Raw genomic sequence first — 16613 nt, forward strand, 5'->3', positions numbered from 1 at the left:
AAGCGCCGGCGCAGGACAGCTCAGGCAGGCTTCAGTCGCCGTCAAGCGCGCTCGGCAGCCTTGGTTTTCGCGGCGCCTGACAGTGGAGATCTATTCCGAGGGCCGCGCCTGGTTCTGCTTAGGCCGCAGCAGACGTCCGGCCGGGTTGTCGGTGACCGTCCCTGCCTGAAAGTAGCCTATGACGCTGGCCGGCGAGCGGTGCTCGGTCATGGCCATCAGGGCGGGCAGGGCAATGCCCTGGCGGCCGCCCTCGGTGATGAAGCCCGAACGCAGGCTGTGTCCCCCGAAATCCCCGGTCAGTCCCGCCAAGGCCGCCCGGCGCTGCACGATGGCACCGACCGCCTTGGGCGAGAGCCCGTCGCCGAGCCGGCTGTCCCACAGCCGGCGGAAGATCGGTCCGTCGGTCAGGCCCGACGCCGCCAGCCAGGCGGACATCGCGTGCGCGGCCACCTCCAGCAGGGGCTTGTCGGGCGTGGAGCCCGCCGTCGGGCCGGCCTGCTGGGTCTTGCTGTGCTCGAGGCGGTAAACGTAGGTGTCGGCATCGATCTGGCGCAGATCCGCCAGCTGCGCCGCGGCGATCTCGCTGCGTCGTCGGCCGCCGGTGGCGAAGCCGAAGCAGAGCAGGGCGCGGTCCCGCCGCCCCTCCAGGGAGTCATCGCAGGTGGCGAGCATGGCCTCGAGCTCGGGGGCCGTGATCGCGGTCTTCTTGGTTGGCCGCTCGCCGCGCTTGATGGCGGCGCGGCGGGCTCGCGACAGCAAATGGCGCACGGCCGGCTGCTCGCAGGGGTTGGGCTGCTTCTTGAGCGCGTGCAGGCTCGAGAGCACGGCAACGCGGTGCGTGACCGAACTCAGCTTCAGCGGCCCCGGCTGGGCCTTGATCCGCGCCGCGACCAGCGCGGCGTCGGCGGCCGGCGGCAGTTCCCAGGTCAGGCCCGTTTTGGCCTTGCGGGCGACGTGATCGACGATGAACTGCACGACCGCCGCCTCCGACACCGGGACCGCGATCGGCTGGCCGAAGCGCACCAGGTGCCAGCCGGCCCAGTAGCGCAGGGCGCTGGCATAGCTGCGGGTGGTGTTGGCCGAGGCCGCCTCGGCCAGGATGTCCTGCACGGCGGCGGCGGCACTGGCGGCCAGATCGGCCGGGAGCCGGGCGGCGTCGGCGGGGGACACGGGGAGGCGAGATTTGGCCATAGTTATGCTACATATTACGTATGTTTTAATACAACGAGGGGGCGATACTGCCGATAAATATATCTTATCGGATGTAGTGAATCAACGGGGCAGGGCGCGGCAGCCGGAGGCGATTTCCATGGCACGAGGCGTTACCCAGGAGCAGGTCAACGGCGCCATCGAGCAGCTGCTGCTCGCCGGCGAACGGCCCACCATCGAGCGGGTCCGGGCAGCCCTCGGCACCGGCTCGCCCAACACGCTTACCCGCATGCTCGACGTCTGGTGGCAGGGACTGGGCGAGCGGCTCACTGCGCAGCGACGCTCCGCCGCTATCCCCGAGGCGCCGGCGGCCGTGGTCGACGCGGCGTCTGCGCTCTGGGAGGCCGCGCTCGCGGCGGGGCAGGCCCAAGCCGAGGCGGCCGTGGCCCCGGAGCGCGCCGCCCTGGCCGAGGCCCTGGCCGCCATGGAGTCGACCATCGCCACGGAGCGGGCCGCGGCCGAAGCGGCCGATCGCGCCCGCCAGGCCGCCGTGGCCGCCGCCGAGGGCTCCCAGGCGGCGCTGGCCATCAGCGATCAGCGGGTCAGCGACCTGCTCCGGCAGATCGCCCAGCTCGAAGCCCGGATACAGGATTTGACCGTCCGAGGCGATGCCCTGGACGCCCGGCTCCAGCTCACGCTCCAGGAGGCGGAATCCGCGCGCACGGCGGCGGCGGCGGAACGCTCGGCACTGCAGGCCCACGTGCGCCAGGTCGAAGACCGCAGCCATGCCGAGATTGACCGGCTGCGCCAGGAGGTCAAGGGGCTCAAGGCCCAGGCCGAGCGTCTAGCCCGCGAGCACGCCACGGCTCTGCGCGCCGCGGAACAAGCCCGGCGGACGGCCGAAACAGACGCACAGCGCGCCCAGCGTGAAGCGGCGATATTGCGCGGCCGCCTCGACGCGTTGCTTGAAACGCCGCCGGCGAAACCGGGCGGTGCCGCCAAGCAAAGTCGTCGCGAGCCGCCCCCAAAAGTCCCGTCGCCGGCGCGGCGACCAGCCCGACGGACCACGGGGCGTCGGACGCCATGAGCGGGTCGAACGACACCTATCCACGGGCCGTCTTTGACGCACAGGGCGCATACACCGTGCGGACGGGGGCCAGCTACTGTGTCGAGGATTCACGGGTACGGGAGTTGGCCGAGATTGGGTATGCCCGGCGTGATGTCGCCAAGGCCTACGACTTCCTGACCCGTTGCCTCGACGACAACGACGGCGAGCGCCCAGGTGAGTGTGAGGAAAGCTTGTGGGTCGCCGCCGTCGTCTTCTACGCCAAACCGTTCGGTCGCAACGACGCCCGCGGCGCCTTCGACGCCAATGCCTTTCTCAATGCGCGTTTGAGTGACGAGGGACGTCGGCTTCACGAGTACCTGCGCCGCTTGCGCCATCGTTGGGCGGCGCACGACGACGGGCTCGGCGAGGACAAGACCGTCGCGATCTACTTGCCGCCGTCACCCCCACGCTCAAGTCTCGAAATCGGAATGCATGGACCCGCACGCCGAGTTATTTCCTTGGGGACCGATATCGCCCGCCAGCTCGAGCCCCATGTCGCGTGGGTTCGCAATGTACTTCTTGCACATGAAGACCAGCGTCGCGAGACGATCGCGCGCGAACTTATTGCCACGCGGTTCGACGGCCTATGCCTGACCGGCGTCGCTACACCGGCGCCCTTGGCGGTCGATATCGATTCTGTACTGGCCTTGCCGCGGTAAGGGCTCAATCGCGCTTGCCGCCACCCCCGCCGGAGTAGGGGTGCGCTTATACTGTCCATACAAGGTGCTCTAGGTAGGAGGCGCCGTGTCCGCCACCACGACCCAGTTGCCTGACATCACGCCGTTCCAGGACGGCGAAAGGCCGATCCTCTCGCCTACACGGGTCGGCCAGGAGTTTCTGCTGGGGATCCAAGACCTGGCCGATCTCTCGCGTGTGCATAGACACACCGTCCGCACCCATCCCGAGAACAATCAATTACAAGCGACGCTGGTGAATTTGCTGCGCGTTCGCTCCGCGGCCATGGTGGTGAACCACGATCCTCAGAAGGCCGCTTTCTTCATTCGCAACCAACCGATTCCGAGCTTTGACCACAAGACGGCTCTTCAACTGGTGGGCGAGGGCCGAACCGAGGACGTGATCGGGTACCTTGCCTCGATCGAGTCGGGATTCGTGGGTTAATTAATCCACATTGGCGAATAAGTCTCCCGTCATCGGCCTGGCATCAGAATTCGAACCGCTTAGCGCCAGAATCCTCTCTACTGGTCTAGTTATGGCCCAGAACCCCGCCCGTTGAATTTCCTCCACCGACAGACCCGAAGCTGCGAGATCCAGCACCTTTCCGACTCGAATTGAACGTCCAGTGACGATGCGATCCGCGATCTGAGCGCGTCTGAGGAGCTCAGTGGCGGTCAAACGCCAACGCTCCATACTCCAAGGCAGGCCCAAGGGAGAAAGGAACAGGGCACCGTCCGCATCCCGACTAGGTCGAACGGCGCGACCCAGCCACGTCATCGTCAGTGGACTGAGAGCCGCTTCGAAGTAGCTCGCGAAACTCGTCGGAGCACGAAGTCGCAGGCGACCACCCCCATTAGGCTGGAACCGGAGGTCTGCAACAGTTGGCGGGGATAACCGCCAATTGGGGCCATCGCGAAGGCCAAATAGCGCGTCCTCCCGAGCCATGCTGTCATAAAGAATGAGCATCGCAGCAGCGGCCTGCACTTCTCGATCGTTCTTCGCGTCCACAACGTCCAAGCAGGATTGAATTTCAGTCCAACCCACTGGCGCGGCACGTGCGCTCCGGCGGGCAGCTTCTCGCTTAAGCACTGCATGACGTCGGGCGCTGCACCTCAGGACGCTCGCGGCGCCCCGATCCGGCCAACCCAAGGCCGCCAGAAACCGAAATACAAAGTCGATCGCCTTCCGCCTGGAGCAGGGCACCCGACCGCTGGCCTCTAGGTACCTCAGATACGCCTCGACGCTGACCGCGGTGCTTGGGCTTTCTCTCCGGTCGGTGGTCTCCCACCAAGTCATCCACTGGCGAATCTCCGAGTAGGCTTGCCTGATACCGCGGGTTCCCCGCGTCCGGGCGAAGCCGCCGGCAACCTCAGAGGTCAACTTGCCGAAATCAGGACCCTCGCCAAGGCACTGGACGCACCATTTTTCAATCAACCGTTCGAATCGTTCTTGGGCCGGCGGTAGTCGGGGACGAGGCATATTGGGTTCCTCTGGACGGGCAGTGGGCCTTCCAAGGAATCACAGATCTGCCATTTTCAAAGTTGGCGAAGCCAGCCCCGCCAGCGGCGAGAGAAGCGGCGGGCGCAAGGTGTGCAAGGAGTCCCAGTTCACCTACAGCACGACCGCCTATCCGCGGAAGGCGTAGGGACGGGCTTTACGGTTGCGTTTCACCCGATCTCATTAATTTAATCAATCGCCATCCTGTCCCACATTAATCCAGGCGCTTGGCAGGTCTGCGAAGCTTCGCTGCGAGACGGGAGCGGACGCCTGCCGGCGCCAGCAGGACACTTTCACCCAGCGACGCGGTTACGCGACACGACACGATTACCCAGATTTCGATCCCGCGTCCCTCTGGGGCCAAATCCGCGAGGAGAAGCGCTAAGTCCATGAAAGTTGGGCAAAGTGCGTGATTTCTGCGTCGGACTTACACGACACGACAAGGCTAGCGGGCGACTGTCGGGGTAAGTTGGACGGGGACAGGTGCTGCCTGGGGCAGTCCGAGCCTCTACCTTGAGTGGACATAATATACATTATGCGCAATGCGGAATATCCCATCACGGGGCCGCGAAACCCAGGCCACGCGCCTATCACGCGCCTTTTGGGAGCCTAGCGCGCTCCCGGACAGCCCCCGCGTCGCCATGCCCCGATACCTCCGCCTCACCTACGTCAGCCGCGCCACCTTTCCGCCCGTCCGGGACGGCGCCGGCTTCCACCCTGAAGTCGGCGGCATCCTGGTGCAGTCCAGGCGCAACAACGCACGCACCCGGCTTGTCGGTGGCCTGTACTTCGCCGACGGCTGCTTCTTTCAGGTGCTCGAAGGCCGCGAGGAAGACGTCGAGGCGCTGTACGCGCGCCTGCAGGACGATCCGCGCCACGAAGACCTGCGGGTGCTCGACCGCCGCGAGATCCGCGAACCGGAATTCCGCGGCTGGGCCATGAAGCACGTGCCCGACGCCCCCGAGGTCCGTGCCCTGATGGCCCGGCACGGCCGCATCGGCTTCGAGCCGTATTCCTTCTCGCCGGAGCTGGTCGACGGCATGGTGGCCCTGCTGCTGGGCACCCAGGATTCGGGCCAGCCAGCCGAACCGATCCGCGGTGAAGCCGAGCGCGATGCCGCCTCGCGCCGCACCGAGGTGTCCATGCTGTTGGGTGCCGCGGGCCTGCTGGTGTCGGCGGCCGCGCTGGCGATCGTGCTGTTCCGCTGAGGCCTCAGCCCGGCCAGTCCACCGACGGCAGCGCCTGGAACGCCGGCCGCGCCAGCAGGTAACCCTGGAACAGGTCGATGCCCATTGCCTGCAGCGATTCCAGCTCCTCCCGGCTCTCCACGCCCTCGGCGATCAGCTTCATGCCCAGGTCGGCACACATCAGGGCCACGCCGCGGATGATGGCGTGGCGGCCGGCGTCCTCGTGCACGTTGCGGATCAGCGCCATGTCGAGCTTGACCAGGTCGGTACGCACGTCGGCCAGCAGGTTCAGGCCGGAAAAACCCGCGCCGAAATCGTCGATGGCGGTCAGGAAACCGCGCTTCTGGCCTTCACGCGGCAGGCCTGGTCGAAACGGTAGCGCGTGTTTTCGTCCACGTGCCTGAAGATCTCGTCCGCCGGTGCGCCGTCGGTGCCGCGCACCAGCGCCTCGTAGGCGAACACCTCGCGCCGCGACAGGCTCACGATCGGCTGGAACGCCATGCTGAAATCGAAGTGCAGGCCGCCGCCGCCCAGGCATTCCCGGCAGCCCATCTCGCGGTAGTTCTTCTGGGGCTTCATGCCCCTCCCCTCGCCTGCGCACGGCAGGCCAGTTCAAGCGCTTCGTAACCCGGGAACGGGCGGCCCGGCGCGCAGCCCGGGCAGGCCGGGTCGGCGCGCAGGCGCGTTTCGCGGAAACGCATGGCGAGCGCGTCGAAATGCAGCAGCCGGCCGCTGAGCGATTGGCCCAGGCCCAGCAGCAGCTTCAGCGCCTCGGTGGCCTGCAGCAGGCCGATGACGCCGGGCAGCACGCCCAGCACGCCGGCCTCGGCGCAGTTGGGCGCATCCTCGGGCGCCGGCGGCTCCGGGAACAGGCAGCGGTAACACGGCGCCTCGCCGCGATGGCGGCCGGCGTCGAACACGCTCACCTGCCCTTCGAAGCGGTGCACGGCGCCATAGACCAACGGCTTGCCATGCTGCACGCAGGCGTCCGAGAGCAGGTAACGCACGGGGAAATTGTCGGCGCCATCCACCACCAGGTCCACGCCGGACACCAGCGCATCCACCGTGTCGGCGGTGACGCGCACCGGCACGGCCCGCACGTCCACGCGCGGGTTGAGCGCGGCCAGCGCCTGGCGCGCCGATTCGACCTTCGGCACGCCGATGCGCGCCTCGGCGTGCAGGATCTGGCGCTGCAGGTTGCTGCGGTCCACCACGTCGTCGTCGGCCAGCACGATCGTGCCGACGCCGGCCGCGGCCAGGTAATACGCCGCCGGCGAACCCAGGCCGCCCGCGCCCACCATCAGCACGCGCGAGGCCGCGAGCTTGCGCTGGCCTTCCAGCCCCACCTGCGGCAGGCGCAGGTGGCGCGAATAGCGCTCCAGGAAATCGGCGTCCTCGGTGGCACCGGCGCTCTCCGGCAGCCCCTCGGCGCGCCAGCGGTCGAAGCCGCCCGACACGGAGGCCAACCGGCGGTAGCCGCGGGCCTGCAATGCCCGGGCGGCCAACATCGAACGCACGCCGGCTGCGCAGATCAGCAGCAGTTCGGCGTCGGTGTCGGGCGCCACGCGCGCGGGGTCGGCCTCGAGCTCGGCGCGCGGCAGCGGCAAGGCGCCTTCGGGCAGGCCCAGCGCGTGTTCGCCGGGTTCGCGCACGTCCACCAGCCGGCTGCCGGCCAACTGCCGGCGGCGTGCTTCGGCGGGGCTGATTTCTTCGATGCCGGGCATGGTGCGAGTCTAGCCCCCGCCCAGTCCGCCGGCATACGGCACGATGTCGACCACCTCGCCCGGCGCGTAATCGGCGATGCCTTCGGGCAGCACGATCAGGCAGTTCGAATCCGCCGCGGCGCGCAGCCGGTGCGAGGCCACCGCGGGATTCGGGCGCACCTGCAGCTGGCCGTCGTCGCCGCAGGCCAGCACGCCGCGCATGAACTCCAGGCGCTCGTGGTTCTTGGCCACCGGCGACTGCAGGCTGGCCCGGAGCGAGGGGCGCGGCGCTCCCCTGCCCTGCAGCCCGTCCAGCAGGCGCCGGCCCAGGCCCAGGAAAGTGGCCAGCACCGACACGGGATTACCCGGCAACCCAAGCACGTGCGCCTCGCCGAGGCGGCCGAACAGCACCGGCATGCCGGGCTTCATGCGCACCTTCCAGAAATGCACCTCGCCTTCCTCGCGCAGCAGGCCCGGCAGGTAGTCCTTCTCGCCGGCCGACACGCCGCCGCAGGTGAGCACCACGTCGAAGGAGAAGGCCGCGTCGCGCAGCGCGCTGGCCAAACGCGCCGGGTCGTCGGGCAGCACCGGCCAGGCCACGGGTTCGCAGCCCTCGGCCATCAGCAGCGACTGCAGCAGCACGCGGTTGCTGTCGTAGATCTCGCCCGGCGCCAGCGGCTGGCCGGGCGGGCGCAGTTCGTCGCCGGTGGTGAACACGGCCACGGTGGGCCGCCTCGCCACGCGCAGCTCGGCCCGGCCCAGCGCCGCCGCCAGCGACAGGCTCGCCGCGTCGAGCACCTGGCCGGCGCGCAGCACCGTCTCGCCGGGCGAGACATCCTCGCCCGCGCGGCGCACGTGCGTACCAGGCGCGGGCGTGGCGAGCGGGAACACGCGACCGTCGCGCAGCGCGGCGTTTTCCTTCATCAGCACGGTGTCGGCGCCGGCCGGCAGCGGCGCGCCGGTGGTGATGCGGATGCATTCGCCCGGCGCCAGCGCGTGCGCCAGGTCGCGGCCGGCGAACTGTTCGGCCGCCAGGCGCAGGCCTTCGCCAGAGGCACGCTCCAGGTTGGCGGCGCGCACGGCGAAACCATCCATGGCCGAGTTGTCGAAGCCGGGCAGCGCCAGGTCGGCGACCAGGTCTTCGGCCAGCACGCGCCGGTGGGCACGCGACAGCGGCACGGATTCCGCCGGCAGACGCGCCGCCGCGGCGACGCGGTCGATGCATGCCAGGGCTTCGGCGAAGGAAATGCGGTTGGCTTCGGTCACGGGCCTGCGTCCTGCGGCAGCGATTCGGGGGTATTGAAGTTCGACAGCACCCGCGGCGACAAGTCCAGCGCGGGCAGACGCAGCGTTTCCACCAGGCGCCAGGCGGCGCCCTGCCCCGCTTCGAGCGCGGCGGTGGCTGCGCGGGCCAGCGTGGGCGCATGCCAGAGCGTGAGCAGGGGCTGTGGGCCGCCGGCATCACGCGTGCCCGCGCCGTGTTCGCCACGCAGGGACCACAGGCGCGCCGGCAAGTCTTCCGGCATGCCGGCCAGGTCCACCGGCAGCGTCAGCAGCCAGGGCGTGGGGCATGCGTGGGCAAGCGCCTCGAGGCCGGCCAGCGGGCCGGCGAAGGCGGGACGGCGATCGAATATCGGCACCAGGCCCAGTTCGCCATGGCGCGGGTCGGCGTCGCGGGCACTGACCAACCTCGCCGCGAAACCACCCGACAGGCGCTCCGTGGCGTGGGCCAGCAACGGGCGGCCACCGTGTTCGATCCAGGCTTTGTCGCGGCCACCGAAGCGCTCGCCCCGGCCGCCGGCCAGGATGCCCAGCGTAACCGCGCCCGGCGGGATCACTTGTTGCGCTTGATGTGCCGGATCAGCCGGCGCTTCTTCGCGACCTGGCGCTCGGTGAGCACGTTCTTCTTGCCTTCATAGGGGTTTTCGCCCTCCTTGAAGACGAACTTGATCGGCGTGCCGACCAGCTTGAAGCGCTTGCGGAAGAAGTTCTCGAGGTAACGCCGGTAGCTGTCGGTGAGCACGCGCAGGCGGGTGCCGTGCACGATGAACGTGGGCGGGTTGCTGCCGCCCGGGTGCGCGTAACGCAGCTTGGAAACGTGGCCACGCACGGCCGGCGGCGGGAAGCTCTGGTAGGCGATTTCCAGCGCCTTGGTGGTTTCCGAGGTACTGAATTCGCGGGTGGCCGAGGCGTGGGCGCGGTGGATGGCGCGGAACAGTTCGCGCATGCCGGTGCCGTGCTTGGCCGAGATCGTGATGCGCTCGGCCCACTCGCAGAAGGCGAGCTTGCGCGTCATCAGGGCTTCGGTCTGCTCGCGCTGGTACTTGGTCTGGCCGTCCCACTTGTTGACCGCGATCACCAGCGCGCGGCCGGCGTCGAGCACGTGGCCGAGCACGGTGGAATCCTGCTCGGTCACGCCTTCGCCGGCGTCGAGCAGCACCACCGCCACCTGGCAGTTTTCGATGGCCTGCAGGGTCTTGAAGACGCTGAACTTCTCAACCGCCTCTTCGACCTTGGAGCGGCGGCGCAGGCCGGCGGTGTCGATCAGGCGGTACTCGCGGCCGTCGCGGGTAAGGTCCACGGCGATCGAATCGCGGGTGGTGCCCGGCACGTCGGAGGCGATCATGCGCTCCTCGCCGAGCAGGCGGTTCACCAGCGTGGACTTGCCCACGTTCGGGCGGCCCAGGAAGGCGATGCGGATGCGGTCCGGGTCGTCGGCCAGCACTTCGGCGTCGCCGTCTTCCGGCAGTTCGGGGATGACCTCGTCCAGCAGCTCGGGCACGCCGCGCTGGTGCGCGGCCGCGACCGGGATGATCTTCTCGACGCCGAAGCGCGCGAATTCCGACAGCACCGCCTGCAGGTCGAGCCCGTCGACCTTGTTGACCACCAGGAAGAAGCGCCGGCCGCTCTTGCGCAGCCAGGCCAGGATGGATTCGTCGAGCGCGGACGGGCCTTCGCGGCCGTCCACGACGAACAGCACCAGGTCGGCTTCCTCGACCGCGGCGCGCGACTGCCGCGCGGTGGCGCCGGCCAGGCCTTCTTCCTCGCCCGACAGGCCGCCGGTGTCGCACAGGCCGAAGGGGTGGTCCTCGACCAGGCGGCAGATGCCGTAGTGGCGGTCGCGCGTGACGCCGGGCTCGTCGTGGACGAGCGCGTCGCGGCTGCGCGTGAGCGCGTTGAACAGCGTGGATTTGCCGACGTTCGGACGGCCAACGAGAGCGACCAAAGGCAACACGTGGATCTCTCCCGATCGGCCGAAGCCGCGTTACTGCGCCGGCGCCGGGTAGGCGGCCAGCTTTCCGTCGATGGTGAGGGCCAGCAGGGTGCCCGTGGGCGTGACCTGCGGGGTGCCGCGGATGGCTTCCTTGGCGACGCGGTCGCGGCCGGCGATGACGCCGTCCGAAGCGCGGATCCAGTGCAGGTAGCCTTCGACGTCGCCGACGACGATGTAGTCGCCCTGCAGCGCCGGGGTGGTGAGCCAGCGGCGCGCCAGCGCCTCCTGCTTCCACAGCGCCGAGCCGTTGTTGCGGTCCAGCGCCCAGACGGTGCCGGCCGGATCGGTGACGATCAGGCGGTCGGCCATCAGCGCAAGCCCGGCGTAGCCGCCCACGTCGCGGTTCCACAGCGGGCGGCCGTTGGCGGTGGAGATGGCCATGGTCTGGCTGCGGAAGCTGGTGGCGTAGATTTCCTGGTAGCCCAGGGCCAATTCGCCGTCCACGTCGGCCATGCGGTCGAGTTCGTTGCGACCGTCGGATTCGGCGACCAGCTGGGTCCAGCCCACCATGCCGTCCTGCAGGCGCAGCGCGACCACGGTGCCGTCGTCGTAGCCCAGGTAAACGAGCTGGCCGTCGCTCACCGGTGCGCCGTTGCCGCGCACGCTCAGCGCCGGCACGCCACGGTCGAACACCCACTTGCGGGTGCCGTCGGCCGGGTCGAGGCCGAACACGCGGCCGTCGTTGCTGCGCACCACGATGCGGTCGGGCGTGACCAGCGGCGCGGTGATGACTTCGGACGTGGCGCGGGCGCGCCAGCGCTCGGCGCCGGTCTCGGCATCGAGCGCGACGATTTCGCCATTGCGGCCACCGGCCACGACCAGGCCGTTGCCAACGCCCGGGCCGCCGGTGAGGCCGCCGTCGATGGCCTTGCGGCGCCAGAAGAACACGCGGCTGCCCTGCTTGCCGGTCTTGACGACCTCGGAGTCCCACAGCGTGTCGCCGCTGTTGGCGTCCAGGGCCAGCACGCGTCCCTCGTCGTTGGAGACGTACAGGCGGTCGCCTTCGATGGCCGGACGCTGGCGCAGGCCCAGCGCGGCGTTGCCGTCGCCGAGCTTGCGGGTCCAGCTGGCCTTGATGGCGAGCGGGCTTTCGATTTCAACCAGCTCGGCGGGTTCCAGCGCCTTGCTGGCCTTGTCGCCGAAGATGCCCTTGATGGTGGTGCAACCGGTGGCGAAGGCGAGGATCGCCGCGATGATCAGGGAACGACGCAGCATGCGCTCAGGCCTCCGGCTGTTCGGGCAGGCGGCCGCCGGCCTCGGTGTACTTCATTTCCACGATGCCGCGGGTCGGCGCGCCCAGGTCGAGCGCGGCGAGCGCTTTCTCGTAGGCGGCGCGGGCCTGTTCGCGGCGGCCCAGCGCGAGTTCGGCGTCACCGCGCAGTTCTTCGGCAACGCCGACGTAGCTGGGGAACGGCGTGGCATCGAGGCGCTTGATGGCTTCCTCGTGCTTGCCCTGCCCCGCCAGCAGGCGCACCGCGCGCAGCTTCACCAGTTCGGCCAGGGCCGGGTCGGTGTCGGCGGTGGGCACGCCGTCGAGCAGCGCCAGAGCTTCGTCGGCCTTGCCGGCCGCGTGCAGCATTTCCGCCTCGGCCAGCGCGGCAAGCGCGACGTAAGGCGTCTTCGGGTGGTTCTGGCGGATGGCCTGGGCGTGCGCGGACGCCTTCGCGGCATCGTTGGCCTCGACGGCCTTGTTGAAGGCCAGGTATTCCGCGGCGGCCTCTACCTTGCGCAGCTCGCCCTGCCCCTGCCACCACTGCCAGCCGCCGAGGGCCGCCAGGCCCAGGGCGATGCCGGTGATGAGCGAGGAGCCGTTGTTTCGCAGCCAGGCGCGAACGCGTTCGCCCTGTTCGTATTCGTCGGTCTGGTCCATGGATCGCTTCTTCGGGCCCGGCGCAGGCGCGCGGGCGGGTGGTAAGGAGGCTGCGGCCGCGGTCAGTGCCGGGCGGGAGCGGGTTCGCCGTCAGAGGATACCGTAAAGCGGGCGACGTTCGCGGCGCGGTAAGGCGCCAGGTCCACCGGTTTCCCGCCGTGCAGCACTTCCACCGCCTCGGCGTTCCCGAGCGTAATGTGCGCGACCTGTCCAGGCGCGTAACGACGCTCGGCGCCGGCGTCGACGAGGCCGCGCTCGACGCGCGCGCCGCTGGCGTCGGTCACGTCGATCCAGCTCTGCCCGGCGAAGCGCAGCACCAGGTCGTCGGCCGCCTCGGCCACGGCCGGGGCCTGCTTCTGGAACGGCGCCATCGACGCCATCACCGGGTCGGGACCGGCGTCGTCCGTGGCCGGCGGGGCCGGCGACGTGGTGGCAGGCGCGGCCACCAGCGGTTCGGGCACGGACGGGGCCGCCACCTCGCCCACCGGCGCCGGCAGCGTGGCCGGATCGGTGTCGAGCGTAAGCAGGGGCGCGCGTTCGCCGGCCTGGTAGTGGCGGGCCACCAGCACCACCGGCACCACCAGCACCGCGGTCATCACCAGGTAGACCAGGTTGCGCACGGAGCGGTCGAAAGTGCGGCGCATGCGCGAGCGCGAGGCCATGGTCACCAGCTGCGGCGCCGGCTTGGTCGTGGCCACCTGTTCGGCGAGGGTGTCAGGCAGGCCGACCAGGCGCAGGTAGCTGCCCAGGTAGCTGCGCACGTAGATGGGCGCACCCAGGCGGGCCCAGTCCTCGCGCTCCATCGCTTCGATGATCGCCACCGGCAGCCGCAGCTGCTGGCCGGCCTGTTCGACGCTGAGGCCGGCCTGGGTCCGGGCCGCGCGCAGGCGCATGCCGATCGGATCCTGGAACAACGCTTCCTGCATGCCTTCGGTGCTCATGACTGCGGCGTCCCCTCCGGGGAGTTGGGCGTGTGGTCCGGGAACTGCTCCCGCAGGCGGCTGCGGTAGCGTTCGGCGGCGGCGCGGTCGCCCGCGCCTTCTTCGATGGCGGTGGCCAGTTCGAGCATCTCGGCGCCGACCTCGCCCAGGGCCTCGCGGCGCTGCACGAAGGCGCGCGCGCCGAGGAAATTGCCCTGGCGGAATTGCAGGCGGGCCATCTGCTCGAGCAGCAGCGGATCTTCCGGCGCGAGCTCCAGGCCCTTGCGCAGCGGCGGCTCGGCGCGCTCGAGGTTGCCGGCCTGCATGGCGCAGCGGCCGGCGTTGTAATAGCTCTGCGCCTTGGCCTCGTAGAACGGGTCGCGCACCGCGCGGGCGAACAGCGCGTCCGCCTCGTCGGGCTTGCCGTGCTCGCACAGCCAGGCGCCGTGCACGTTGAGCACGTGGCCGCTTTCCGGGGCCAGCTTCACCGCGCGGGCGAAGTGTTCGCCGGCGCGGGCCTCGTCGTCGAGCGACTGGCGGATCATGCCCAGCACGATCTGCACGTCGGCCGAGTCGGGGTCGTGGCGGAGCGCGCGGTTGGCGCGGTCCATGGCCAGGTCGAGCTTGCCGGCGCGCAGGTAGTTCTGCGCCAGCTGCAGGTTCGCCAGGCCCTTGTTGCTCATGGTGGCCTCGGTGGTCACCTGCTTCGGGGCACCGCCGCCGGAGGCACAGCCCGCGAGGGCCAGGGCCAGCACCAGGGCGGAAAGCACCGGGAAGGAATCACGCGGCATCGGACACTCCCTTTTCCTCGAGCTTGCGCTTGAATTCGGCCTGGCGACGGGTGCGGTCCATGACCTGGCCCTTGAGCTGGCCGCAGGCCGCGTCGATGTCGTCGCCACGGGTGCGGCGCACCATGGTAAGCACGCCGGCGTCGAGCAGGATCTTCTGGAAGGCGCGGATGGTCGCTTCGTCGCTGCGCTCGAAGCGGGTGCCCGGGAACGGGTTGAACGGGATCAGGTTGACCTTGCCCGCTTCCGAGTACTGCACCTGGTTGCAGAACTGCTTCATCAGCCGCGCCAGCTGGCGGGCGATTTCCGGGGTGTCGTTCACGCCCTTCATGAGCGTGTATTCGAAGGTGATGGATTCGCCCTTCTTGCGGCGCTGCAGGTAGCGCACGCAGGCGGCCATCAGTTCGGCGATGGGGTACTTCTTGTTGAGCGGCACCAGCTGGGTGCGCAGCTCGTCGTTCGGGGCGTGCAGCGAGACCGCGAGCGACACGTCGCTCTCCTCGCCCAGCCGGTCGATCATGGGCACCAGGCCCGCGGTGGACAGGGTGACGCGCTTGTTCGCCAGGCCGAAGCCCAGGTCGTCGCGCATCAGGTTCATGGCGCGCACGACGTTGTCGAAGTTCAGCAGCGGCTCGCCCATGCCCATCATCACCACGTTGGTGAGCTTGCGGTGCAGGTGGGTCTTGTTGCCCAGGTGCTTCGACGCCACCCACACCTGGCCGATGATCTCGGCGGTGCTGAGGTTGCGGTTGAAGCCCTGCGTGGCGGTGGAGCAGAACTGGCAGTTCAGGCCGCAGCCGACCTGGCTGGACACGCACAGCGTGCCGCGGCCCTTGTCGGGGATGAACACGGTCTCGATGGCGTTGCCCGAGTCCATGCCCAGCAGCCACTTGTGGGTGCCGTCCGCCGAGGGCTTGTCGAACTGCACGCTCGGCGGGCGGATTTCGGCGTGGGCTTCGAGCTTGGCGCGCAGCGCCTTGCCCACGTCGGTCATCTGCGCGAAGTCGGTGACGTGCTGGTGGTAGATCCACTTCATCACCTGGTGGGCGCGGAAGCGCTTCTCGCCGAGGGTTTCGGCGAAGAAGCGCTCCATGCCCTCGCGATCGAGGTCGAGCAGGTTGGTCTTGGCGACGACCTCGGTCACGGTTTCCCTCAGCGCGGGCAGAGCTCGGTGGCCGCGAAGAAGTACGCGGTTTCGATCGCGGCGTTCTCCAGGCTGTCCGAACCGTGCACGGCGTTCGCGTCGATGGACTGGGCGAAGTCGGCGCGGATGGTGCCCGGCGCGGCTTCCTTCGGGTTGGTGGCGCCCATCAGCTCGCGGTTCTTGGCGACGGCGTTCTCGCCCTCGAGCACCTGGATCATCACCGGGCCGGAGATCATGAACTCGACCAGCGCGTTGAAGAACGGGCGCTCGCGGTGCACCGCGTAGAAGCCTTCGGCCTCCTTGCGGGAGAGGTGCTTCATCTTCGCGGCGACGACCTTGAGGCCGGCCTTCTCGAAGCGGCTGTAGATCTCGCCGATGACGTTCTTGGCGACCGCGTCGGGCTTGATGATGGAAATGGTGCGCTCCAGCGCCATGGTCTAACTCCGTAGGTTGCAGGGGTTTATCGGGCCGCTGAATTTAACACAAAACCCCGTCCAATCGAGGGTTTAGCGCAAATCCCTGAATATTTCCAGCAGCATCCGGCACCCGCCCCTCACCCCCGCCCGGGGACCCTCCCGCCCTGCGCTTGTTTCAATTGCCCATTTGACGGCGGCCGCGGCCGGCGTACACTCGCCAACACACGTTTGAATCGAACGCTGGCAGGCCATGACGACGACCCACTTCAACACCAAGGAACGCATCCTCGGCGCCGCCGAGGAGCTCTTCGCCCAGCACGGCTTCGCCGGCACGTCGCTGCGGCAGGTCACCAGCCGCGCCGACGTCAACATCGCCGCCGTGAACTACCACTTCGGCAGCAAGGAAAACCTGGTCAACGAGGTCTTCCGGCGCCGGATGGACGACATGAGCGAACGCCGCCTGGCCCTGCTGCGCAAGGCCCAGGCCGAGAAGCCGGGCGACCTGGAGGCCATCCTGGCCGCCTTCATCGAACCGCCCCTGGCGCTCACCCTCGACCGCCACGGCGGCTCGGCCTTCGTCCGGGTCCTGGCCCGCGCCTTCGCCGAAAAGAACGACCGCCTGCGCAAGTTCCTGTCCGACAACTACGGCCACGTGCTGCGTGAATTCGCCAAGGCCATCGGCCAGGCCCTTCCCGACCTGGCCAAGGAAGACCTGTACTGGCGCCTGGACTTCACCGCCGGCGCCCTGACCTACGCCATGGCCGACTTCGGCCTGATCAAGCGGCCCTCGGGCGTGTCCGAGAAGGCCCATTGCGAAAAGGCCGCCCAGGGCCTGATCCGCTTCGCCGCCGCCGGCCTCCGGGCCGGCTGAGGCCCCCGTTT

16 protein-coding genes and 1 pseudogene are annotated in these 16613 nt (G+C 69.2%); 5 read left to right on the forward strand and 12 right to left on the reverse strand.

The genetic code is table 11. The features are described 5' to 3' along the window. Positions 1 to 90: 90 nt before the first annotated feature. The gene (locus tag N790_RS00545; protein WP_043799504.1) at positions 91 to 1191 is read right to left on the reverse strand and encodes a site-specific integrase; all 1101 of its coding nucleotides are present in this window, start codon (positions 1189 to 1191) and stop codon (positions 91 to 93) included. 118 nt (positions 1192 to 1309) lie between these two features. Between N790_RS00545 and N790_RS15005 the strand changes: the two genes are divergently transcribed. The 4 genes from N790_RS15005 to N790_RS00565 all read left to right on the forward strand — a co-directional run bounded on the left by N790_RS15005 (position 1310) and on the right by N790_RS00565 (position 5637). Continuing rightward, positions 1310 to 2236, forward strand: a complete 927-nt coding sequence (locus N790_RS15005) for a DNA-binding protein (RefSeq protein ID WP_169742123.1) — start codon at positions 1310 to 1312, stop codon at positions 2234 to 2236. Then, positions 2233 to 2916 (forward strand): hypothetical protein, encoded by a 684-nt coding sequence (locus tag N790_RS00555; RefSeq protein WP_156969861.1) that lies wholly within the window; start codon positions 2233 to 2235, stop codon positions 2914 to 2916. Before N790_RS15005 ends, N790_RS00555 begins: the two co-directional genes overlap by 4 nt. An 85-nt stretch (positions 2917 to 3001) precedes the next feature. After that, positions 3002 to 3376: an antitoxin Xre/MbcA/ParS toxin-binding domain-containing protein gene (locus N790_RS00560; protein WP_245593716.1), complete on the forward strand. Its 375-nt coding sequence runs from the start codon at positions 3002 to 3004 to the stop codon at positions 3374 to 3376. A 1694-nt stretch (positions 3377 to 5070) separates the two neighbouring features. Beyond that, positions 5071 to 5637 (forward strand): BLUF domain-containing protein, encoded by a 567-nt coding sequence (locus N790_RS00565; RefSeq protein ID WP_043799510.1) that lies wholly within the window; start codon positions 5071 to 5073, stop codon positions 5635 to 5637. Positions 5638 to 5641: 4 nt separating this feature from the next. Here N790_RS00565 and N790_RS15435 read toward each other — a convergent pair. From N790_RS15435 to ndk, 11 genes and pseudogenes are all read right to left on the reverse strand, one after another. Beyond that, positions 5642 to 6168: pseudogene (locus tag N790_RS15435) on the reverse strand (EAL domain-containing protein). A 23-nt stretch (positions 6169 to 6191) separates the two neighbouring features. Beyond that, a complete protein-coding gene (gene moeB, locus N790_RS00575; protein ID WP_043799512.1) occupies positions 6192 to 7340 on the reverse strand; it encodes a molybdopterin-synthase adenylyltransferase MoeB in 1149 nt (382 codons plus the stop codon). Between the two features lie 9 nt (positions 7341 to 7349). After that, positions 7350 to 8585 (reverse strand): molybdopterin molybdotransferase MoeA, encoded by a 1236-nt coding sequence (locus N790_RS00580; protein WP_043799515.1) that lies wholly within the window; start codon positions 8583 to 8585, stop codon positions 7350 to 7352. Continuing rightward, the gene (gene mobA, locus N790_RS00585) at positions 8582 to 9157 is read right to left on the reverse strand and encodes a molybdenum cofactor guanylyltransferase (RefSeq protein ID WP_043799518.1); all 576 of its coding nucleotides are present in this window, start codon (positions 9155 to 9157) and stop codon (positions 8582 to 8584) included. The genes N790_RS00580 and mobA overlap by 4 nt, the downstream gene beginning before the upstream one ends. Continuing rightward, positions 9154 to 10554, reverse strand: a complete 1401-nt coding sequence (gene der, locus N790_RS00590; RefSeq protein ID WP_043799519.1) for a ribosome biogenesis GTPase Der — start codon at positions 10552 to 10554, stop codon at positions 9154 to 9156. The genes mobA and der overlap by 4 nt, the downstream gene beginning before the upstream one ends. Positions 10555 to 10584: 30 nt before the next feature. Then, entirely contained in the window at positions 10585 to 11808 is a 1224-nt protein-coding gene (bamB, locus tag N790_RS00595; protein WP_043799522.1) for an outer membrane protein assembly factor BamB, read from the reverse strand. Positions 11809 to 11812: 4 nt separating this feature from the next. Then, complete coding sequence (locus tag N790_RS00600; RefSeq protein ID WP_043799523.1) at positions 11813 to 12463, reverse strand: YfgM family protein; 651 nt, start codon at positions 12461 to 12463, stop codon at positions 11813 to 11815. 62 nt (positions 12464 to 12525) lie between these two features. Further along, positions 12526 to 13404, reverse strand: a complete 879-nt coding sequence (locus N790_RS00605; protein WP_052385552.1) for a RodZ domain-containing protein — start codon at positions 13402 to 13404, stop codon at positions 12526 to 12528. Further along, positions 13401 to 14174, reverse strand: coding sequence for a type IV pilus biogenesis/stability protein PilW (gene pilW, locus N790_RS00610; RefSeq protein ID WP_052385553.1), 774 nt, complete (start codon positions 14172 to 14174; stop codon positions 13401 to 13403). The genes N790_RS00605 and pilW overlap by 4 nt, the downstream gene beginning before the upstream one ends. Beyond that, positions 14164 to 15315: a dual-specificity RNA methyltransferase RlmN gene (rlmN, locus tag N790_RS00615; RefSeq protein ID WP_483756955.1), complete on the reverse strand. Its 1152-nt coding sequence runs from the start codon at positions 15313 to 15315 to the stop codon at positions 14164 to 14166. Before rlmN ends, pilW begins: the two co-directional genes overlap by 11 nt. An 8-nt stretch (positions 15316 to 15323) precedes the next feature. Beyond that, complete coding sequence (gene ndk, locus N790_RS00620; protein ID WP_043799529.1) at positions 15324 to 15749, reverse strand: nucleoside-diphosphate kinase; 426 nt, start codon at positions 15747 to 15749, stop codon at positions 15324 to 15326. Between the two features lie 232 nt (positions 15750 to 15981). On the opposite strand from ndk, the gene N790_RS00625 reads away from it, so the two are divergent. After that, positions 15982 to 16602 (forward strand): TetR/AcrR family transcriptional regulator, encoded by a 621-nt coding sequence (locus tag N790_RS00625; RefSeq protein WP_043799531.1) that lies wholly within the window; start codon positions 15982 to 15984, stop codon positions 16600 to 16602. The last annotated feature ends 11 nt before the right edge of the window (positions 16603 to 16613 follow it).

The organism is Arenimonas malthae CC-JY-1 (assembly GCF_000747075.1).
In the GTDB taxonomy this organism is placed as follows: domain Bacteria; phylum Pseudomonadota; class Gammaproteobacteria; order Xanthomonadales; family Xanthomonadaceae; genus Arenimonas; species Arenimonas malthae.